The 16,005-nt window shown below is 62.7% G+C and carries 21 protein-coding genes and 2 pseudogenes; 18 read left to right on the top strand and 5 right to left on the bottom strand.

Annotated elements, in window-relative coordinates:
- The first annotated feature begins 189 nt into the window (after positions 1 to 189).
- The 6 genes from OCW50_RS28300 (at position 190) to OCW50_RS28275 (ending at position 5,585) form a co-directional block, all read left to right on the top strand.
- On the top strand, positions 190 to 945 hold the full coding sequence (locus OCW50_RS28300; RefSeq protein ID WP_262299891.1) for a bestrophin-like domain: 756 nt from the start codon (positions 190 to 192) through the stop codon (positions 943 to 945).
- A 114-nt stretch (positions 946 to 1,059) separates the two neighbouring features.
- Positions 1,060 to 2,727, top strand: coding sequence for a bifunctional metallophosphatase/5'-nucleotidase (locus OCW50_RS28295; RefSeq protein ID WP_373371528.1), 1,668 nt, complete (start codon positions 1,060 to 1,062; stop codon positions 2,725 to 2,727).
- A gap of 125 nt (positions 2,728 to 2,852) precedes the next feature.
- Positions 2,853 to 3,125, top strand: coding sequence for a hypothetical protein (locus OCW50_RS28290; protein WP_262299889.1), 273 nt, complete (start codon positions 2,853 to 2,855; stop codon positions 3,123 to 3,125).
- A gap of 519 nt (positions 3,126 to 3,644) precedes the next feature.
- Positions 3,645 to 3,839, top strand: a complete 195-nt coding sequence (locus OCW50_RS28285) for an MBL fold metallo-hydrolase (RefSeq protein ID WP_262299888.1) — start codon at positions 3,645 to 3,647, stop codon at positions 3,837 to 3,839.
- 202 nt (positions 3,840 to 4,041) lie between these two features.
- On the top strand, positions 4,042 to 4,383 hold the full coding sequence (locus OCW50_RS28280; protein WP_262299887.1) for an MBL fold metallo-hydrolase: 342 nt from the start codon (positions 4,042 to 4,044) through the stop codon (positions 4,381 to 4,383).
- Positions 4,384 to 4,559: 176 nt separating this feature from the next.
- A complete protein-coding gene (locus OCW50_RS28275; protein ID WP_262299886.1) occupies positions 4,560 to 5,585 on the top strand; it encodes a methyltransferase in 1,026 nt (341 codons plus the stop codon).
- A 48-nt stretch (positions 5,586 to 5,633) separates the two neighbouring features.
- On the opposite strand, the gene OCW50_RS28270 is transcribed toward OCW50_RS28275, so the two are convergent.
- The 3 genes from OCW50_RS28270 to OCW50_RS28260 all read right to left on the bottom strand — a co-directional run bounded on the left by OCW50_RS28270 (position 5,634) and on the right by OCW50_RS28260 (position 8,101).
- The gene (locus OCW50_RS28270) at positions 5,634 to 6,023 is read right to left on the bottom strand and encodes a cupin domain-containing protein (RefSeq protein WP_262299885.1); all 390 of its coding nucleotides are present in this window, start codon (positions 6,021 to 6,023) and stop codon (positions 5,634 to 5,636) included.
- Positions 6,024 to 6,271: 248 nt separating this feature from the next.
- Positions 6,272 to 7,003: a Crp/Fnr family transcriptional regulator gene (locus OCW50_RS28265; RefSeq protein WP_262299884.1), complete on the bottom strand. Its 732-nt coding sequence runs from the start codon at positions 7,001 to 7,003 to the stop codon at positions 6,272 to 6,274.
- Positions 7,004 to 7,255: 252 nt separating this feature from the next.
- The gene (locus tag OCW50_RS28260) at positions 7,256 to 8,101 is read right to left on the bottom strand and encodes a Crp/Fnr family transcriptional regulator (protein WP_262299883.1); all 846 of its coding nucleotides are present in this window, start codon (positions 8,099 to 8,101) and stop codon (positions 7,256 to 7,258) included.
- 212 nt (positions 8,102 to 8,313) lie between these two features.
- On the opposite strand from OCW50_RS28260, the gene OCW50_RS28255 reads away from it, so the two are divergent.
- Positions 8,314 to 8,892, top strand: a complete 579-nt coding sequence (locus tag OCW50_RS28255; protein ID WP_262299882.1) for a PRC-barrel domain-containing protein — start codon at positions 8,314 to 8,316, stop codon at positions 8,890 to 8,892.
- A 44-nt stretch (positions 8,893 to 8,936) separates the two neighbouring features.
- Positions 8,937 to 9,384: pseudogene (locus OCW50_RS28250) on the top strand (CBS domain-containing protein).
- Positions 9,385 to 9,482: 98 nt separating this feature from the next.
- Here the strand turns inward: OCW50_RS28250 and OCW50_RS28245 are convergent.
- A complete protein-coding gene (locus OCW50_RS28245) occupies positions 9,483 to 9,662 on the bottom strand; it encodes a hypothetical protein (RefSeq protein ID WP_262299881.1) in 180 nt (59 codons plus the stop codon).
- A 163-nt stretch (positions 9,663 to 9,825) separates the two neighbouring features.
- On the opposite strand from OCW50_RS28245, the gene OCW50_RS28240 reads away from it, so the two are divergent.
- The 10 genes from OCW50_RS28240 (at position 9,826) to OCW50_RS28195 (ending at position 15,352) form a co-directional block, all read left to right on the top strand.
- Complete coding sequence (locus OCW50_RS28240) at positions 9,826 to 10,437, top strand: hypothetical protein (RefSeq protein ID WP_262299880.1); 612 nt, start codon at positions 9,826 to 9,828, stop codon at positions 10,435 to 10,437.
- A 206-nt stretch (positions 10,438 to 10,643) separates the two neighbouring features.
- Complete coding sequence (locus OCW50_RS28235) at positions 10,644 to 10,787, top strand: hypothetical protein (RefSeq protein ID WP_262299879.1); 144 nt, start codon at positions 10,644 to 10,646, stop codon at positions 10,785 to 10,787.
- 189 nt (positions 10,788 to 10,976) lie between these two features.
- Positions 10,977 to 11,429, top strand: coding sequence for a ribosome hibernation-promoting factor, HPF/YfiA family (gene hpf, locus OCW50_RS28230; protein ID WP_262299878.1), 453 nt, complete (start codon positions 10,977 to 10,979; stop codon positions 11,427 to 11,429).
- 383 nt (positions 11,430 to 11,812) lie between these two features.
- Complete coding sequence (locus OCW50_RS28225) at positions 11,813 to 12,103, top strand: hypothetical protein (protein ID WP_262299877.1); 291 nt, start codon at positions 11,813 to 11,815, stop codon at positions 12,101 to 12,103.
- 88 nt (positions 12,104 to 12,191) lie between these two features.
- Complete coding sequence (locus OCW50_RS28220; RefSeq protein ID WP_262299876.1) at positions 12,192 to 12,653, top strand: Hsp20 family protein; 462 nt, start codon at positions 12,192 to 12,194, stop codon at positions 12,651 to 12,653.
- A 92-nt stretch (positions 12,654 to 12,745) separates the two neighbouring features.
- The gene (locus tag OCW50_RS28215) at positions 12,746 to 13,270 is read left to right on the top strand and encodes an Hsp20/alpha crystallin family protein (protein WP_262299875.1); all 525 of its coding nucleotides are present in this window, start codon (positions 12,746 to 12,748) and stop codon (positions 13,268 to 13,270) included.
- Between the two features lie 198 nt (positions 13,271 to 13,468).
- The gene (locus OCW50_RS28210; protein ID WP_262299874.1) at positions 13,469 to 13,645 is read left to right on the top strand and encodes a hypothetical protein; all 177 of its coding nucleotides are present in this window, start codon (positions 13,469 to 13,471) and stop codon (positions 13,643 to 13,645) included.
- 14 nt (positions 13,646 to 13,659) lie between these two features.
- Complete coding sequence (locus OCW50_RS28205) at positions 13,660 to 13,998, top strand: hypothetical protein (protein ID WP_262299873.1); 339 nt, start codon at positions 13,660 to 13,662, stop codon at positions 13,996 to 13,998.
- Between the two features lie 217 nt (positions 13,999 to 14,215).
- Complete coding sequence (locus tag OCW50_RS28200; RefSeq protein ID WP_262299872.1) at positions 14,216 to 14,566, top strand: hypothetical protein; 351 nt, start codon at positions 14,216 to 14,218, stop codon at positions 14,564 to 14,566.
- Between the two features lie 84 nt (positions 14,567 to 14,650).
- Complete coding sequence (locus tag OCW50_RS28195) at positions 14,651 to 15,352, top strand: sigma-70 family RNA polymerase sigma factor (protein WP_262299871.1); 702 nt, start codon at positions 14,651 to 14,653, stop codon at positions 15,350 to 15,352.
- Between the two features lie 60 nt (positions 15,353 to 15,412).
- On the opposite strand, the pseudogene OCW50_RS28190 reads toward OCW50_RS28195, so the two are convergent.
- Positions 15,413 to 15,892, bottom strand: a pseudogene (locus tag OCW50_RS28190) (IS6 family transposase); the annotation flags it as partial.
- Between the last annotated feature and the right edge of the window lie 113 nt (positions 15,893 to 16,005).

Here is a 16,005-nt window from a genome sequence, read left to right as displayed (position 1 = left end):
TGGCTCGTCCATGTCCCAGCAGTGATATCATAGCACGCCGCAGGGCAGGCAAGTTCGGATTTCTCCACTTTCGGTTGTTCTTAAGGCTACCACTCCAGGATAAGCTCTCAACCGATCGTCCAACGCCGCGTGTCAGCTGCCCTATGTGGTCAGCATTGATGATCTTGGCAGGTTGAGGAGCTCTGACCCATGGAGGCTGTCGTAGGCGTTTTGACCTTCATCGCCATCGCCTTGGGTGCACTCACTGGTCTTTGGCTGGCGCGCCATCTGCCTAAGGCGCACCTCAGCAGCGAAAGCCGGACTGCGGTGTCAGTGTCCATGGCGGTCGTCGGCACTCTGGCCGCGCTCGTCATGAGCCTTCTGATCAGCAGTGCCAGCTCGTCGTTCAACGCCAAGACGGATGCCCTTCACAGGCTTGCCGTCGACATTATCCGGCTCGATCGGGCCTTGCGCCAATACGGCCCCGACGCAGAGGACCTTCGGGAGCTCCTGCGCAGCTATGCGCAAACAAAGGCTGACGAGCTGTCGGATGAGGGTGACCCATCCAGCCTCGATCCTCGATCTCTGACGCAATTCGAGGCGCTGGCGCGCCGGGTGCTTGACCTTCAGCCGGGCGATAACCACCAGCGGCAGGCCCAAGCGCAAGCCTTCAAGGTGCTCGACAGCATCGCAGACGCGCGATGGCTCCTCATAGAAAAGGCCAATACGTCCCTCCCGACATCGTTCGTGATCCTGCTGATCTTTTGGCTGACCCTGCTCTTCGGCAGCTTTGGGCTTTTCGCACCCGGTAATGCAACCGTCATCATCGTTCTGCAGCTGTGTGCGCTTGCCATATCAGGAGGCGTGTTCATGGTGCTGGAGTTGGAAACAGCGACCAAAGGGCTGGTCCGGGTATCGACCGACCCGATATTCAACGCGATCCGTGAGATTACTGTGACCCGGTAAGCTGGGTACTCCTTGATCCCCATACGTTGCCTGACTACGGACATGATACGGAGCCTCGGCTCTGCCCAGATTTGGCGTCATGTTCTCCCGCTGGACACGACCCGATGGTGCCTTATGAACCCGCTATTTCGTCTCGCAGTAGCTGCCCAGTTCGTCCTCGTGGGCTCTGGAGCAGTTTTGGCCCAGACCGCGAGTAGTTCTCTGGATGTCTCCATTCTGGCGATCAATGACTTTCACGGCAATCTGGAGCCACCTAATGGCGGCATCAGGATCCGTGACCCCGGCGATCCCTCCAAGCTGATTGCGGTACCCTCCGGAGGAGCGGAGGCTATGGCCACCCTGGTCAAGCAGTTGAGGGGCGCCAACCGGAACTCGGTCTTTGTGGCCGCAGGCGACCTGATCGGCGCTAGTCCGCTGCTCTCCGGCCTCTTCCATGACGAGCCGACCGTGGAAGCCCTGTCCATGATGGGGCTGGAGGCCTCGGCGGTCGGCAACCATGAATTCGATGAGGGCAAGGACGAACTGCTGCGCATGCAGAACGGCGGCTGTCATCCGAAGGATACCTGCCGGGGACCGCACCCCTTCAAAGGAGCACAGTACCAGTATCTGGCTGCAACTACCATCGACACGGCCACGGGCAAGACGATCCTGCCGGCCTACTTCATCAAGGAGTTTGATGGCATTCCTGTCGCGTTCATTGGCCTGACCTTGAAGGACACACCCAACATCGTCATGCCCTCAGGCGTGGCCGGCCTCACGTTCCAGGACGAAGCGGAGACCGTAAATGCGCTCGTGCCGGAACTGCGCGCCAAGGGGATTGAGGCCATCGTGGTCCTGATCCACGAAGGCGGCTTTCCCACGGGCGATTACAACGAGTGCCCTGGCATCTCCGGCCCGATTGTTGATATCGTTAAGAGGCTTGACATGGCGGTCGATGTTGTCGTCAGCGGCCACACCCATCGAGCCTACAACTGCCGGATTGACGACCGCCTGGTCACGAGCGGTGACAAGTTTGGCACGCTTGTGACCAGCATCAGCCTGACGCTTGATCGGACCACGCGCGATATCTTGCATTCCAAGGCGGACAACATCGTCGTCCGAACCGACACGTACGCCAAGGATCCCGAGCAAACGGCACTGCTTCAGGATTACCGGACACTCGCAGCACCCCTGGCCAATCGGGTGGTTGGGATCTCGGCGGCATACCTCAGCAAGAATGACACCCCCACTGGCGAAACGCCGCTGGGCGACGTGATCGCCGACGCTCAGCTCGCCGCGACCTGGACGGAACGGGGCGGAAAGGCGGTGATTGCCTTCATGAACCCGGGCGGTATCCGAACGGATCTCCTCAGGTCGGAGGGCGGCAACGTGACCTATGCCGAACTCTTTGCCGTCCAGCCCTTCAGCAATGCCCTGGTGACGATGGATCTCACGGGTGCCCAGATCAAAGCCTTGCTGGAGCAGCAGTGGATCAACCAGCCCAAGCCCCGCATTCTGCAGGTCTCGAAGGGCTTCACTTACACCTGGGACAATGCTCGATCTGTTGAGGATCGTGTTCTCGCCGACAGCATCACGCTCAACGGCCACCCGCTCGCAATGGCCATGACCTACCGTGTGACGGTCAACAGCTTTCTGGCCGACGGTGGTGATGGGTTCTCGGTGCTGAAGCAGGGCAAGAACCTGCAATATGGCCCCTCTGACATCGACGCTTTCAGCGCCTACTTCGCCGGCAACAGCCCAATTGCGCCAGGTCCTCTGGACCGGATCAAGCGCTTGAACTGACGGTCGGATCCTGCACCAGACGGCCGTTCTCGGACGAGATCCCACGGACTTCTCTCAGGTGGTGCGAGCGGGCATGTCGATTGCATTGGTAGGATCCAACATGATCCCGGCCAGGAGGATTGGCCATGACCTTCCAGATTGATCCGCTGATTGCCCTGGGCGTTGTCCTGGCGACCGCGACGACCGATGCGGCCTACGTGTTCTTCAACGCAGCCGTGATAGCCCGGCATCGGGTTCGGGCGGCGAACTGGAGCGGCATCTGGTACCTGCTCTCAGCGTTCGCGGTGATCAGCTATACTGAGCAGGTGGTCTACGTCGCGTTCGCAGCCCTTGGCTCCTGGATTGGCGCCTTCGCCTCAGTGACCTGGCTGGCGCGGATTCCGCGAATGAAGGCCTGATCGGAGGAGCCAGCCACCCAGCGATCTGCGTATTTGAGATCGCCATCCCGGGCCAGTGCCTCAGCCGGCAGGGCATAGCGCGAGGCGGAAACATGCCGGGCCTGAGCGATGCCATCAGGCCAGCAATGCAATGATCGCGACTGGCAGGCGCGGCTTTGATGAACTCCGAACGATGGGGCTCAGGCTTGTTCAAGCCGTCTGGGCTTACAAGGGCATCATGGCGACGTAGATGGCCAGGATCAGCAGGGCGCACACGTCCGCGGATCCAGCCATGCGGCAAACCGGTTGCTGCAATGCTCTTCCACGCGGCGTTGGTGCTTGCGACGGGACATCTGCTCCTCCCGATGGACTAGCGCAAGTTGAGATGTCAGCCGGATTATATCGTGTTGCGGCCTGCGCGGCGACCCGAAACTGGCACCGTCGAAAGGCGCCTGGAAGTGATAGTGATTGCCGCATTTCCCGGACGGAATGCCGGATTCAATCCGTGCTGGTGCTGAGGGTAGACCAAGGAACAGTCCGATGAAAACCCGCGTTGATGAGATCGGTGACCGCATCTACCGCCTCTCGACCTACGTGCCCGACATCGCACCGCCGGCCGGCTTCACCTTCGATCAGTTCCTCATCCTTGGTGAGGAGCCGATGCTCTTCCACGCCGGCTTCCGGCGCATGTTTCTGCTGGTGTTGGAAGCGGTGTCCCGGCTCATGCCGGTGTAGGGTCTGCACTGGATCACGTTCGGCCACTACGAGGCCGACGAGTGCGGCGCCATGAACGAATGGCTGGCTGTGGCCCAGAACGCACAGGTTGCGCATGGGATGACCGGGTGCCTCGTGTCGCTGAACGACATGGCCAATCGACCGACGCGGGTGCTGGCGAATGGCGAGGTGATCGACATCGGTGGCAAGCGGATCCGCTACATTGACACCCCATGTGCCGCACGGCTGGGATGCTGGAGTAATCTACGAGGAGACAACCAGAACGCTGTTCTGTGGCGATCTCTTCACGCATCTCGGCAATGGTCCTGGGATTACGGAACGCGACATCGTCGGTCCAGCGCTCGCCGCCGAGGACATCTTCTACGACACGAGCCTCGGCCCGAGCATTGCGCCGACGGTTCGCCGGCTGGCGGGTCTGGCCCCTCGCACCCTGGCCCTGATGCACGGCTCTTCGTATGTCGGTGATACAGTTACGGCATTGCACGAACTGGCCGGTGCCTACGATCGACGTCTGCGGGCCGCCATGGCCGAGATGCCGGCTTGATGCGTCCGCCAGCGAGGTAACACCTGATTGCAGTCGTATCCTGCTGGCGCTGCTGCATCATCGTCGCGCTCAGGTGTGGTGACGATCCGCTCTCCGCCGCCGGGAAGCCTCGGTCGCTTCCGGATTATGTCGTGTTCGTTGCTCACCGTAACCGCCTCTCGCTGAGGAAACACGCCATGACACAAACAATTGCCCCCTCTCCCGTGAAGATCCTCCAGCTTGGCAGCGCCTTCTGGGCCTCCAAGACACTGCTCAGTGCCGTGGAGTTAGAGCTCTTTACAAAGCTGGCTGAGAGCGGACCGCTCGAGGTCGCGCAGGTCCAGAGTGCCGTGGGCCTGCATGAGCGCAGCGCTCGCGATTTTCTGGACGCGCTGTTGGCCCTCGGCCTGCTCCAGCGGAGCTCAGACGGACGCTACACCAACACACCCGAAACGGATCTCTACCTCGACCGCCAAAAACCGTCATATGTCGGCGGCATCCTCGAGATGATGAACGGGCGGCTCTACCGGTTCTGGGGCAATCTCACCGAGGCGCTCAGGACCGGCCTGCCCCAGAACGAGACCCGGCACGGGGAGCCCGATCTGTTTGCCGCGGTTTATGCGGAGCCGGGCCGCTTGGAACTCTTCCTGGGTGCGATGACGGGCTTAAGCCTGCCAACCGCCCGCGCTATCGCAGCCACCTTCCCGTGGAGTGAGGTTCGCACCTTTGCCGACATTGGCTGCGCTCAAGGCGGCCTGACCGTGGAGATCGCCCGTGCTCACGCTCACCTGAGAGGCATCGGCTTCGATCTGGCAGCCGTGCAGCCGGTGTTCGAGCGGTATGTGGCCCAGCAGGGCCTCAGGGAGCGCGTGACCTTCCAGACTGGCGACTTTTTCAAAGATCCTCTTCCCAATGTCGATGTGCTGGTGATGGGCCACATCCTTCACGACTGGAGTCTCGAGGAAAAAAAGCTCCTTCTCCGCAAAGCTCACGAGGCGCTGCCCACCGGCGGGGCACTCATTGTCTACGACGCCATGATCGATGATGGGCGGCGCGAGAATGCGTTCGGCCTGCTCATGAGCCTGAACATGCTGATCGAGACCCCAGCTGGGTTCGACTACACCGGTGCGGACTGTCGCACCTGGATGGCGGAGGCCGGCTTCCAGGACGTGCGGATCCAGCCGCTGCAGGGCCCCTACTCGGCGGCCATCGGGCGGAAGTAACGGAGCACAAGGAGCCGCGAGCCGGTTCGTGACGAGGCCGCTAGACCATCAAACCGTTGGGCTCCAAACCCCGTGGACAGCAACGGCCTCGTCGTCACCCGGCCATGGTGGCATGGTGGTTCCCAGCGCCTCCAGGGGTTCGGGCGAAAGCGAGCGAAACTGGCAGTGAGCTCCAACCGGGATTGAGGTGGCGACCCCAGGCTCCACGTCGACGATTTCGTCCCGGTCGTGCGAGCGGCGCCACATCTGCCCCCGGCCCGAGACGAAGTACCAGACCTCCTCGACGCTCCGGTGTGCCACGGCTTTTGAGACCGCATGCGGCGGCAGCGTGAAACGCGCCAGGCTGCCCCGGCTCGTGCTGCACAGGCCCCGCACTTCGGATCCATCTGGAGCAATCGCATCCGGAAGCGTGCCGAGTCGGCAGGTCGTAAACGACATGGGTCATCCTCCTGCAGCCGATGAACGGAGGTTACCACATGGGAAGGGTCAGTGTGCAACGCGGCACGTTTTCGCCCGATACAGCCAGGCTAAGGTGACAGCGTACCCCCGCCGGGAGTGATCTGCACGGTCGACACGCCGCTTACCGAGCCGAAGGACATGGCCTACCCAGCTACGACGGTTCCACTCACCGGATCTGACAACAGAATGGACGGTGACTATCGCCTGTCTCGGTTTCCAGCTTCCGCTCACGCGCGCTGCGACGGGCGCTGCAGGATTTGCTCAAACCGCTGGCGCATGATGCCGTAGCAGCCGCAGACCGCCTGCTCGAGGGCAGGGCGGTCCCTGACCGTGATGACACCGCGCCCCTGCTCGATGAGCCCAGCGTTCTGCAGGGAGCCGGTGACCAGGCTGACGGTGGAGCGCTGCACTCCAAGCATCCGGGACAGATGCTCATGCGTGAGCGGCAGGGTATCCTGTTCCGTCTGATCGTGCAGGGTCAAAAGCCAGCGGCAGCAGCGGACCTCGACGCTGTGGACAGTGTTGCAAGCCATCGACTGCAAGGCCTGCGCCATCAGCGCCTCAATGAACCGCAGGCAGAGCTCCCGCACCGCCGGTCGGGTCTCCAGCACGCGCCGCAGCACCTGTGTCTCGATGCGCGAGGCGGTGCCACTGACCTGAACCGTATAACGCCCCAGCGAGCGGGAGGTCGCCAGCGCACTGCTGAGGCCGAAGAGAGCCTCGCGCCCGAACACCGCCACCTCAACGGTCTTGCCATCGGTCAGAATGGTGATGAGTGACACCACCGCATCCTGCAGAAAGTAGGCGGCGGGCATGCTGTCGCCGGTCTCGTACATGACGGTGCCCTTCGACAGCGTTACCGTCTCGAGATGAGGCTCCAGGGCCGCGAAGTCGTCAGGCGCCAGCGCTGCCAAAAGCTGGTTGGTGCGGTGCTCTGATTGGCTCGGCGACTTGGCCATGCTCAGTCCCTTGCCTCCTGATGGAGACGATCTCGCAATCAGTCACATAGATCAGGTGCCGCCCCAGCCAATGGAACGTCTCCACCATTCCCTTGATTGGCGATCCGATTGTATCAGGTTGGACGAGGGGCAGCGGCACAGAGAAAGCCCGAGAGATGAGGGCCGCCTCAGCCTCGAAAGCTGCCCTACTGGCTACAAGAGAACCCGCGGTCAGCCAAGAGCGGCGGCGTCACCAAGCTTCGCCGTATAGGTTCAGCGGCGTGCCTTGGGTGCGGCGGCTGCCAGCGAAACAGCGTGTGACGATTGGCTGTCGCTGCGATGCGCCTCAGCATAGGTGCCGGGCAGCAGCGTCGCGAAGCGGTGGCGGATCTTGCGGTAGCACTCGCAGGCGCCCCGTTCGAGACCGGCACGGTCCACCACCGCGATGCCGCCGCGGAACTGCTCGATCAGCCCCGCCGTCTGCAGGCCGCGCAGGACGGTGCTCACGGTCGAGCGCTGCACGCCGAGCATTTCGGCCAGGAACTCATGGGTGAGGGGCAGAGCATCCCCGTCCTGGCGGTCGTGCGTGCTCAGGATCCAGCGGCAGCACCGCACCTCAACCGGATGTAAGGCATTGCATGCAACGGTGTGATACGCCTGGGCCAGGAGCGCCTCGTTGTAAGCGAGCACCTGCCGTTGAAGATTGGGGCTTGCCTGAATGGCCGCATGCATCGCGTCGAGGGGAACCCGCGAAAGGCTACCGGGGATCTGCACCACGTAGCGGCCGAACGCCTCCCGGCTGACGAAGGCGCTCAGCAGGCCCAACAGCCCCTCGCGCCCGAACAGGGCCACTTCGGCCAGCCGGCCGTCCTCCATGACATCGACGAGGGAGATGATAGCATCGTGCGGGAAGTAGGTGTAACGGATCGGATCGCCTGGCTCGTACAGCACGGTGCCGCGCGGCAGGATCATGGCCTCGAGCTGCGGCTCCAGAACGGCGAAATCCTCAGCCTCCAGCGCGGCGAGGAACCGGTTGGCGCAGTGATCCGGGGGCGATCCCGCAGCCCCGGAGGGGTGGCGTCCTTGTGACGGCATGATCCTCTCACGGATAAGAGCCATCATCCTATCCAGCAGGCATAACGCGCCGGCAGCCGGTTGGTTTAGCCAGATAAGAGCTAGAATGGATTAGGTCGGGATCGGGCTGACTACTGACGTCTGCCGTTCGCCTATTCTGATCCTCGGGGCGGACCTGAACGACTAGTCTTTGCGTTTTCACACTGATCATGAGTGAATGCACAGAGGTTGCCGATCCCGGTGAGAGGGAGGGGCTCATGAGACGAACCACATACTACGTGTTCCACTCGGCCAGTGCGTCTGATCTGCGCGGCATCACGGGCGATCAGGATGCGGCGGGCCTTCCGGCGACGGATGGCCCCTGGACCCTGGAGCGGCAGATCGCCCCCGATGATCCTTGGCCCCTGGACGTCAACGAAGCTGTCGTAGAGTTCGGGGTACTGGAGAACGGCTTCTATCTCTCGGGGCCCATTCCTCAGCACGCGTCATCCAAGCCCGTGATCGAAAGCGACCGGGTCGAGGGCACCGCCGTGTACAACCTTCAGAGGCATCGGATCGGCACCATCAGGCGCCTGCTGATCGAGAAGGTTAGTGGCCGGGTGGTCTACGTCGATGTGACCTTCGGCGGCTTCCTGGGCCTCGGGGTCCACCATCACACCATCCCGTGGGAGAAGCTCACCTACGACACAGGGCTTCACGGCTATCGTACCGACATCACCGAGGAGCAGGTCCGGGGCGCTCCGGCCTTCTACGGCGATGACGAGGTCTGGCCCGACAAGAAGCATGAGCAGGAGCTGTGGGACTACTGGCGTGACTTGCCAAGGGGACCGGTCTGAGCCGCAGCCCCAGGTCTGACTGGGGCGCTCAAGAGAAGGAAGCCATGAAAGTCAGTGAGGTCATGACACGCGACGTCCAGCTGATCGAACCGACCTAAGGTCATCCGAAAGGCGGCCCGGCTGATGGCCGAGCTCGATACCGGCATCATGCCGGTGTGCGAAGGCGACCGGCTGGTCGGTATGATCACCGACGGCGACATCGCGGTCCGGGCCGTGGCCGAGGGCAAGGGGGCCGACACACCGATCCGTGAGGTGATGACGCAGGACGTGAAGTACTGCTACGAGGACGACGACACGGAGGATGTCGCCCGCAACATGGCGGATATCCAGGTCCGCCGCGTGCCGGTGCTTACCCGCGAGAAGCGCCTAGTCGGCATCGTCTCATTGGGTGACATGGCCATATCGAATGGCTCCGGCCGTGTCGGCAAGGTAGTGGCCAGCATCTCGCAGCCGGGCGGTCAGCACAGCCAGACCGGCGGATCCCGCACTTAACATGGTATGCAGGGGGGGCCGTCTGTGGCCCCTTCTCCAGAATAGCTGGCGGTCGGCGGATGGGAAATCCCAGGATCCACGATAAGGGGCGGATCCTCTTACGAACTCGGCTTGCTGGACCGTGCCTCGCCAGACTCGACCAGACAGACCAAGACGAACACAGCCACGGCCGTGATGAGCTCGGCGGCCTGGGTGGCCCATTCCGGTGCTCCGGTTGTGAACAGCCCCAGCGTCACGCCAGTCAGCACGGCCGTGGCAAGCACGCTCCAGATCAGCATGGCGGCCCTCCTTGATGAGCGGATGCAGGTGTTTAGGCCAAGCCCCCTGAATGCTGGATGTACAGCCTTGGGTGGGGTTCATGCAGCGCATGGCCGACGGGAGGCGAGCCGGAACCGTTCCTTTCAGGAGGCCATTGCCCTGTAAAGGTTGATGGAGGTTCCGATGCCTGACGAGAAGATCGACCAGAAGCGCCCGGTGCACGCGGAGAACGAGCCCAAGCCAATCCAGCAGCGTTGCGTGGACGACGCCGTCGACGACAGCTTCCCGGCCAGTGACCCACCGGCCTGGACCACATCCGCCCACAAGAGCGTCGTCGCGGAATGTGAGCCTGACGATCTGAACGAAGCTCCCATACCGCCTGGGCAAGGGTTAGAAGGACACGCCGGAGGCGCCGCTCAGTCCGGTAACGACCAATTGTCCGGCCTCGCCCATGATCTCTATCAGCGCGGCCAGAGCTACCTGGAACAGGGCATGCGCCACATGCCGGAAGCCGAGCGCTATTACCGGCAGGGCACCGAAACCATAAGCCGATCCGTGCAGGAGCACCCGCTTGCCATCGTGCTCGCCGTCGGTGCGCTCGGCTGTGCCGTCGGCTGGCTTCTGGGCCGCCGGACGGCGGTTTCCGGTCTGACACGGCAGTGGCATCCCGGCTCCAACCAACGCTCATGGGAGACGCAGAGCTGGCGCCCGGCCCCGCGAGCAGTCCACGGCACAGGGCAGTTTCCTGCCTACGATGAGGCCGAAGCAGCGAGCCACACCAACAACAGCTTCTGATCAAGGCGACACCGCCTTCTTGGATCCTTGCAACAACACTGCGTGCCACACCGAGGCATCGTGCGGCAGTTGGCTCTCGCCAAACCGCTTCTGCAGCCCTGGCACGACTGAGCGTCGTGAGAGGAGCGCTGTCTGGAAACGGCAGGGCCACACTCGGCGTTATTAGGGCGGCACGGCGAGTGTGCTGAGCCTCATGAGGTTTTGCCATGACCATGTCGGAGATCACCAACAAGCTCAAGTACGATATCTCGGACGCGCTCAGGCGCGTGGCCGGCAAGCTGCCGTTCCGCAAGGAAGGGCAGGGTGGCGCTTCGTCCACGGCGAGCAACCAGTCCGACTTGAAGAAGTAAGCCGACGCGTTGGGCGCTTTCCCAAGCACCCTACCTTCAGACGAGCCGGCTAGGCAGCAGACTTCGATCTAATCGGGCGTCATAGAAATAGCCGTTTCCCGCGAGCACCGCCGGATGCTTGCGGACACGCGGGATCCTGCTCATTTCCAACATGTCTCACGCTTGTACCTTCATAGCATGGAGGACCGAATGAAGCTGAAAGGCGTCGATCGAACCATTCAGGTGCAAAGCTCGAACATTGATCGGGGCGATGTGCTCCCCGACTACGCCCGGGCAAGCATCCTGCAACTGGCAGGCAAGTACTTTGGGCATCTGAACACTGCTTCCGTGCATTTCACCCGAGAGGGCGTCACGTACCGATGCACGGTCAACGTTCAGATGGGAGCGCTACGGATGATGAGCGGCGAGGCCAAAAGCCCCGACATCTATGCCGCGTTCAGGCTCGGACTCGAGAAGGTGGCCAAGCAGCTGCGGCGGGCCAAGCGCGCGTTGCGCGAGGATAAGGCCGAGCGGCTCGACAAGCACCTGGCTTGGATTGGATCGATGCGCCGTCGTCCTGCCGGCCGTCATCTCGAGCGGCACGCTCCGGGCGTGCCGGTGGCGATCGAATACGGCGGCGCCTATCAGCGGGCTGCTGAGTAGATCCGGCGTCAGCTCAGGCCCTAGCCAAGTCCCGGCAACGGGACAGGAGCGGACTCGCCTTGCCCTCCTGTCCCGACTGAAGAAGCCGGCGCGGATCAGGCGATCGGCGGGCTGGGCTTGGTCAGGCTCGGATTGTTCGACCCATCGTGGACTGCGGTATTATTCTCCCGTTCGAATCAGATTGGAGATCGGAAACATTCTCGGAGGCCAAGATGCCCAGCACCTTTGTCCCTGATGAGCCTTTGACACCAACCCACTCGCTCCGCTCAGGCTTGGCCAACCGCCACGCGGCAGCCCCGGCGGGCAGGTCAGAGGGCCTGAGCACGCCCCAAATCCGATACGACCTGTTCCGAAGCCGTCTTGAGCCGGAGCTCTACTGCGCCGTGCCGGAGGACCAGCCTGCGCCCGCCTTTCGCGAGTCTGAGCAATGGCAGGCCGCCGGTCAGCTGGTCGAGGCCGACCCAATGCCAGTGGGCTTCGACCGGGAGGCGGCAAGGATTGGGGTGCGCCTCAACGGCTTCTATCTGTTCGTGGCATTCAGCCCGTTTCAGAGGCTGAGATCAGGCAGGGGACTGCCCGCCGTTGCGGCCCATTCACAAAGCCTGGGCCTCATCCGCCCGGATGCCCTGCAAGCCCCTCTTGAAAACCGGAAAAACCCTTCCTACCATCGATGATGCCAAGGCTTCTGACGAGCTTGGCGGATCGGGCGCCGGTGGTGTCCGGCGCTCTTGTGGTTACGTTGCTCTAAGGGAGGATGTAGCTATGAGAACAGCGTTTGATTTCTCTCCTCTGTACCGCTCCACGGTCGGCTTCGACCGGCTCTTCGACCTGATCGACCAGACGGCCCGGCAGGAAGCCTCGCCCCATTGGCCGCCCTACAACGTCGAGAAGGTAGGCGATGATCAGTACCGCATCACCATGGCGGTGGCAGGCTTCTCGCCCGACGAGATCGAAATCACCCAAAAAGAGAACGTGCTGCTGGTGGCAGGTCACAAGCGCCCGGAGCAGGAGAACGGACAGTTCCTGCATCGCGGCATCGCCACGCGTGCCTTCAAGCAGAGCTTCAGCCTCGCCGACTATGTGAAGGTCCAGGAGGCACATCTCGAGAACGGCCTGCTGACGGTCGATCTGGTGCGTGAGGTGCCGGAGGAGATGAAGCCCCGCCGCATCGAGATTGCGACCGGAGGTGGCCCCAAGACCATCGAGCACGACAAGGCCGCCTAAGAGCTGGATCAGGGGTGAGGTCGATGCTGGTCAAGGACTGGCGCCTATCTCACCCGCTTGGCTCGAACTGATGAGACAAGGAGGATGATACCATGAACATGCGCGATCTCATTCCCTGGGGTCGCAACCAGCAGACGACCCCGAGCCGCTACCGCGAGGACAGCGATCCCTTCATGACCCTGCATCGCGAGATGAACCGGCTCTTCGACGACGTGTTCCGCGGCTTCGACATGGCGCCGCTCGGCGGCATGAGCCGGATGACGGGATGGCCGCAGGTGGAAGTCGTCGACAACGACAAGGATGTCCGCATCTCGGCGGAACTGCCGGGCCTGGAGGACAAGGACGTGGAGGTCCTGATGGGCGACGGCGTCCTCACCATCCGGGGCGAGAAGAAGTCCGAGATCGAGGACAAGGAGCGCGCGTTCAGCGAGCGGCACTACGGCCGGTTCGAGCGCCGCATCCCGCTGGCCTGGGATGTGGAGGAGGACAAGATCGACGCCAGCTTCAGGAACGGCGTCCTCACCGTCACCCTGCCCAAGGCGGCCGGGAGCCCGCCGGAGGTGAAACGGATCGCGATTAACCGCGCGGGGGGACGAAACCAAGCATTAGCGGCATGAGAGCCAGGCCCGGGCTGGCTGGTTGGCGGCCTGGGCCCACACTTTGCTCGATGAAGGAAGGACACCATGGACCTAGTGACCTCCGACCGACAACCTACTCGTGATCCGACAGCATCGCTCTCGCCACAGGAAGCTCTCAAGGGCGGTGCGGCGCCCGAGGTACAGACCCTTCCCTTCAGGGATCCACAGGAGGTTCTGATGCACCGTGGCTTGGGGGTTGGCACGAAGCGGGCCATTCTCGCGTCCTGGATCTCGGATGCCTGTGCCGTGGAGAACCTGCCGAACTGGCGCAGGCTGCCCGGGACCGGAGCTCTTGTGGCGCTGGACGACATCCTCGACGCCCTGCGGGCACTTGATGGCGGCACCCTCCACTAAGCCGGGAGGGTGCCATGGCCACGTTCAATCCGCGCGGCTGGCCACGCCTGCCGGATTGGCTCGACCCTCATCAGGGCCGCCGTAGGCCACGGGAGATCAACCGGGAAGCGCTGGAACGCTGCTGCATGGCGCTGGCATTCTGCCTGTGCTTCGCCTCCCTCGCGCCGGTGCACCTGATCCCGTTCGCGTTCGCCGGTTTGCTGTTCCTGGCCGGGATCACCTCGCTCAGCCTGGCGGTCCTGCGCGGGGATCAGCCGCTGGCATCGCACCTGACTGCCTGGGACGAGGCGGCGCTGCTGTTCACGATAAGCCTTGGCCTGCGCCTCTGGCTCGGGCCGTTCCCAGTCAATTGAGGCTCCCAAACCAGCCATCGACCAACTTGCACCTGGAGGAGTGCTATGGAGCAGCAGACGATCAGGATCAGACAGTCCCAATCACCACCGCCATTGCTGACCCGGGAACGCCATTGGTCTAAGCGAGCAGGGCAGGGCAGGGCAGTTCCAAGCACCCCATAGCCAGTCGCGTCCAGTAACTCGCGAGTGGGCAGCCGGCACAAACCCTCCAGGCGTCGTGCCATGGGCGTCCTGGCTGCGTGCCCGCGTCAGCCGCCGTGAGGCTCCCTTCCTGCCGGATCTCGATTGGGCGTTGGTCAACCCGGCGTCCGTCTTCGCCTCGCCTCATGATGTCGTGCGCCATCCACGGCTGACGATCGACTGCAAGCGCGAGATCTTGCAGCGCAGGGCGTGGGACGAGTATCTGCTTGATCTCGCCAACACCGAGGGCATGCCGGAAAGCGAGCCCTCGCGCCTGGAGGAGGTCAAGGCCGCCCTGCGGCTGGTCAACGCGGAACGCAGCCCCGATCCGGCAGCCCCGGCGGCTTTCATTGTTCTCTACCACTGGGACGAAGCCCTTGCGGCTTAGGGGCGGAGACCCTGGACCGGATTTGTCTCGCTCACAGCCAACCTTGGGTGTATAGTGAAGCTGTCGCTCAGGTGGAGCACGGCCATGACCCAAGCCGTTCACCAACACAGACGTCCCGCTTTCCAAGAAACAGATCGCAGCCGCTCTGCCCATCACAAGCGTCTCCGGCTCCAACATATCCATTCCCACGCACACCACCTTGCCCTCGTGCAGGAGATCCGCGCACGGCGCCGCTCGCAGCTCATGCGGAACCAGCTCTCGGCCTGTCTGCCGCACCTGCGGAACTTTGCCTTGCATCTGACACGCGATCCGGTCCGGAGTGACGATCTTGTGCAGGATACCCTGCTACGGGCGTGGGCGGGCCTTGACCGCTTCCAGACTGGGACCAACCTAGAGGCGTGGCTGTTCACGATCCTGCGCAACAGCTTCTATTCCGAACTCCGTAAGCGCCGGCGGGAGATCGAAGACCCGGAGGGTGGCTTTGCCCGGCGCCTGATGGTTGAGCCTGAGCAGGAGTCCAAGCTGATGCTGGATGACCTTCAGGCGGCGCTGATCCGTTTACCATCCGGGCAGCGCGCCGCTCTCCTCATGGTGACCGAGCAGGGCAAGACCTACGAGAACGCGGCGGCTCTGTGCGGTGTGGCGGTTGGCACGCTCAAGAGCCGAGTCAACCGTGCCCGCACCCATCTCGCTGCGATGTTGCAGATGGAGGACCGGCACGATCTCGGCCCGGATCGGCTGATGCGGGCCGCACTGCAACACCTGAAAAGCACAGATGGGTTATAAACCGGTTCTGTCGCAACTCGGGAACAAGGACGAGAGAGCAGCAGGTGAAGCGTAGAACCCTTATGCGGCAAGCAGGTGAAACTGCTCAGCGAGCGACAGCTGCTGCCTGCAGGCATACTTCGCCTGCTGTTTGCGCATCATATGGATCATCTCAATGCCGCCTAAGATCGCACGAGCGGTATTTGCTGATTTGAACCCGAGCATTGGGCGCACCCGCCTTTTGACGGCACGGTGATCCTGCTCGATGCGGTTATTGAGGTATTGACTCTGCCGGATCCCGATCGGCTTGAGCCTGCGTCGTGAACGGTCCTGAAGCCGGCTCTCGGTATCACACGACAGGATGGCTTCCCGATTGGTCTGGCTGCCATCGATGACGATCCTCTCGGGTCGGCTATGACGCTTGAGCGCCTTGCGCAGAAACCGCTTGGCGGCAGGCAGATTGCGCTGCTCACTGAACCAGAACTCAACCGTGTCGCCGTTGCTATCGATTGCTCGGTAAAGGTACACCCAGCGACCTCTGACCTTGATGTAGATACCGTCTGAGCGGTCAAGTCCGATGGGCAAGCGGAAACTGGTAAACGGTCCCGCTCCTAAGCACGCCAAAGCAGATGTGAACCAGTTTACGCATGGCGGCCCCTAAGGTCGACATCTTG

Origin of the sequence: Microvirga sesbaniae (genome assembly GCF_025460805.1) — a bacterium.
Lineage (GTDB): Bacteria > Pseudomonadota > Alphaproteobacteria > Rhizobiales > Beijerinckiaceae > Microvirga > Microvirga sesbaniae.
This window is presented reverse-complemented; position numbering and strand designations above follow the sequence as displayed.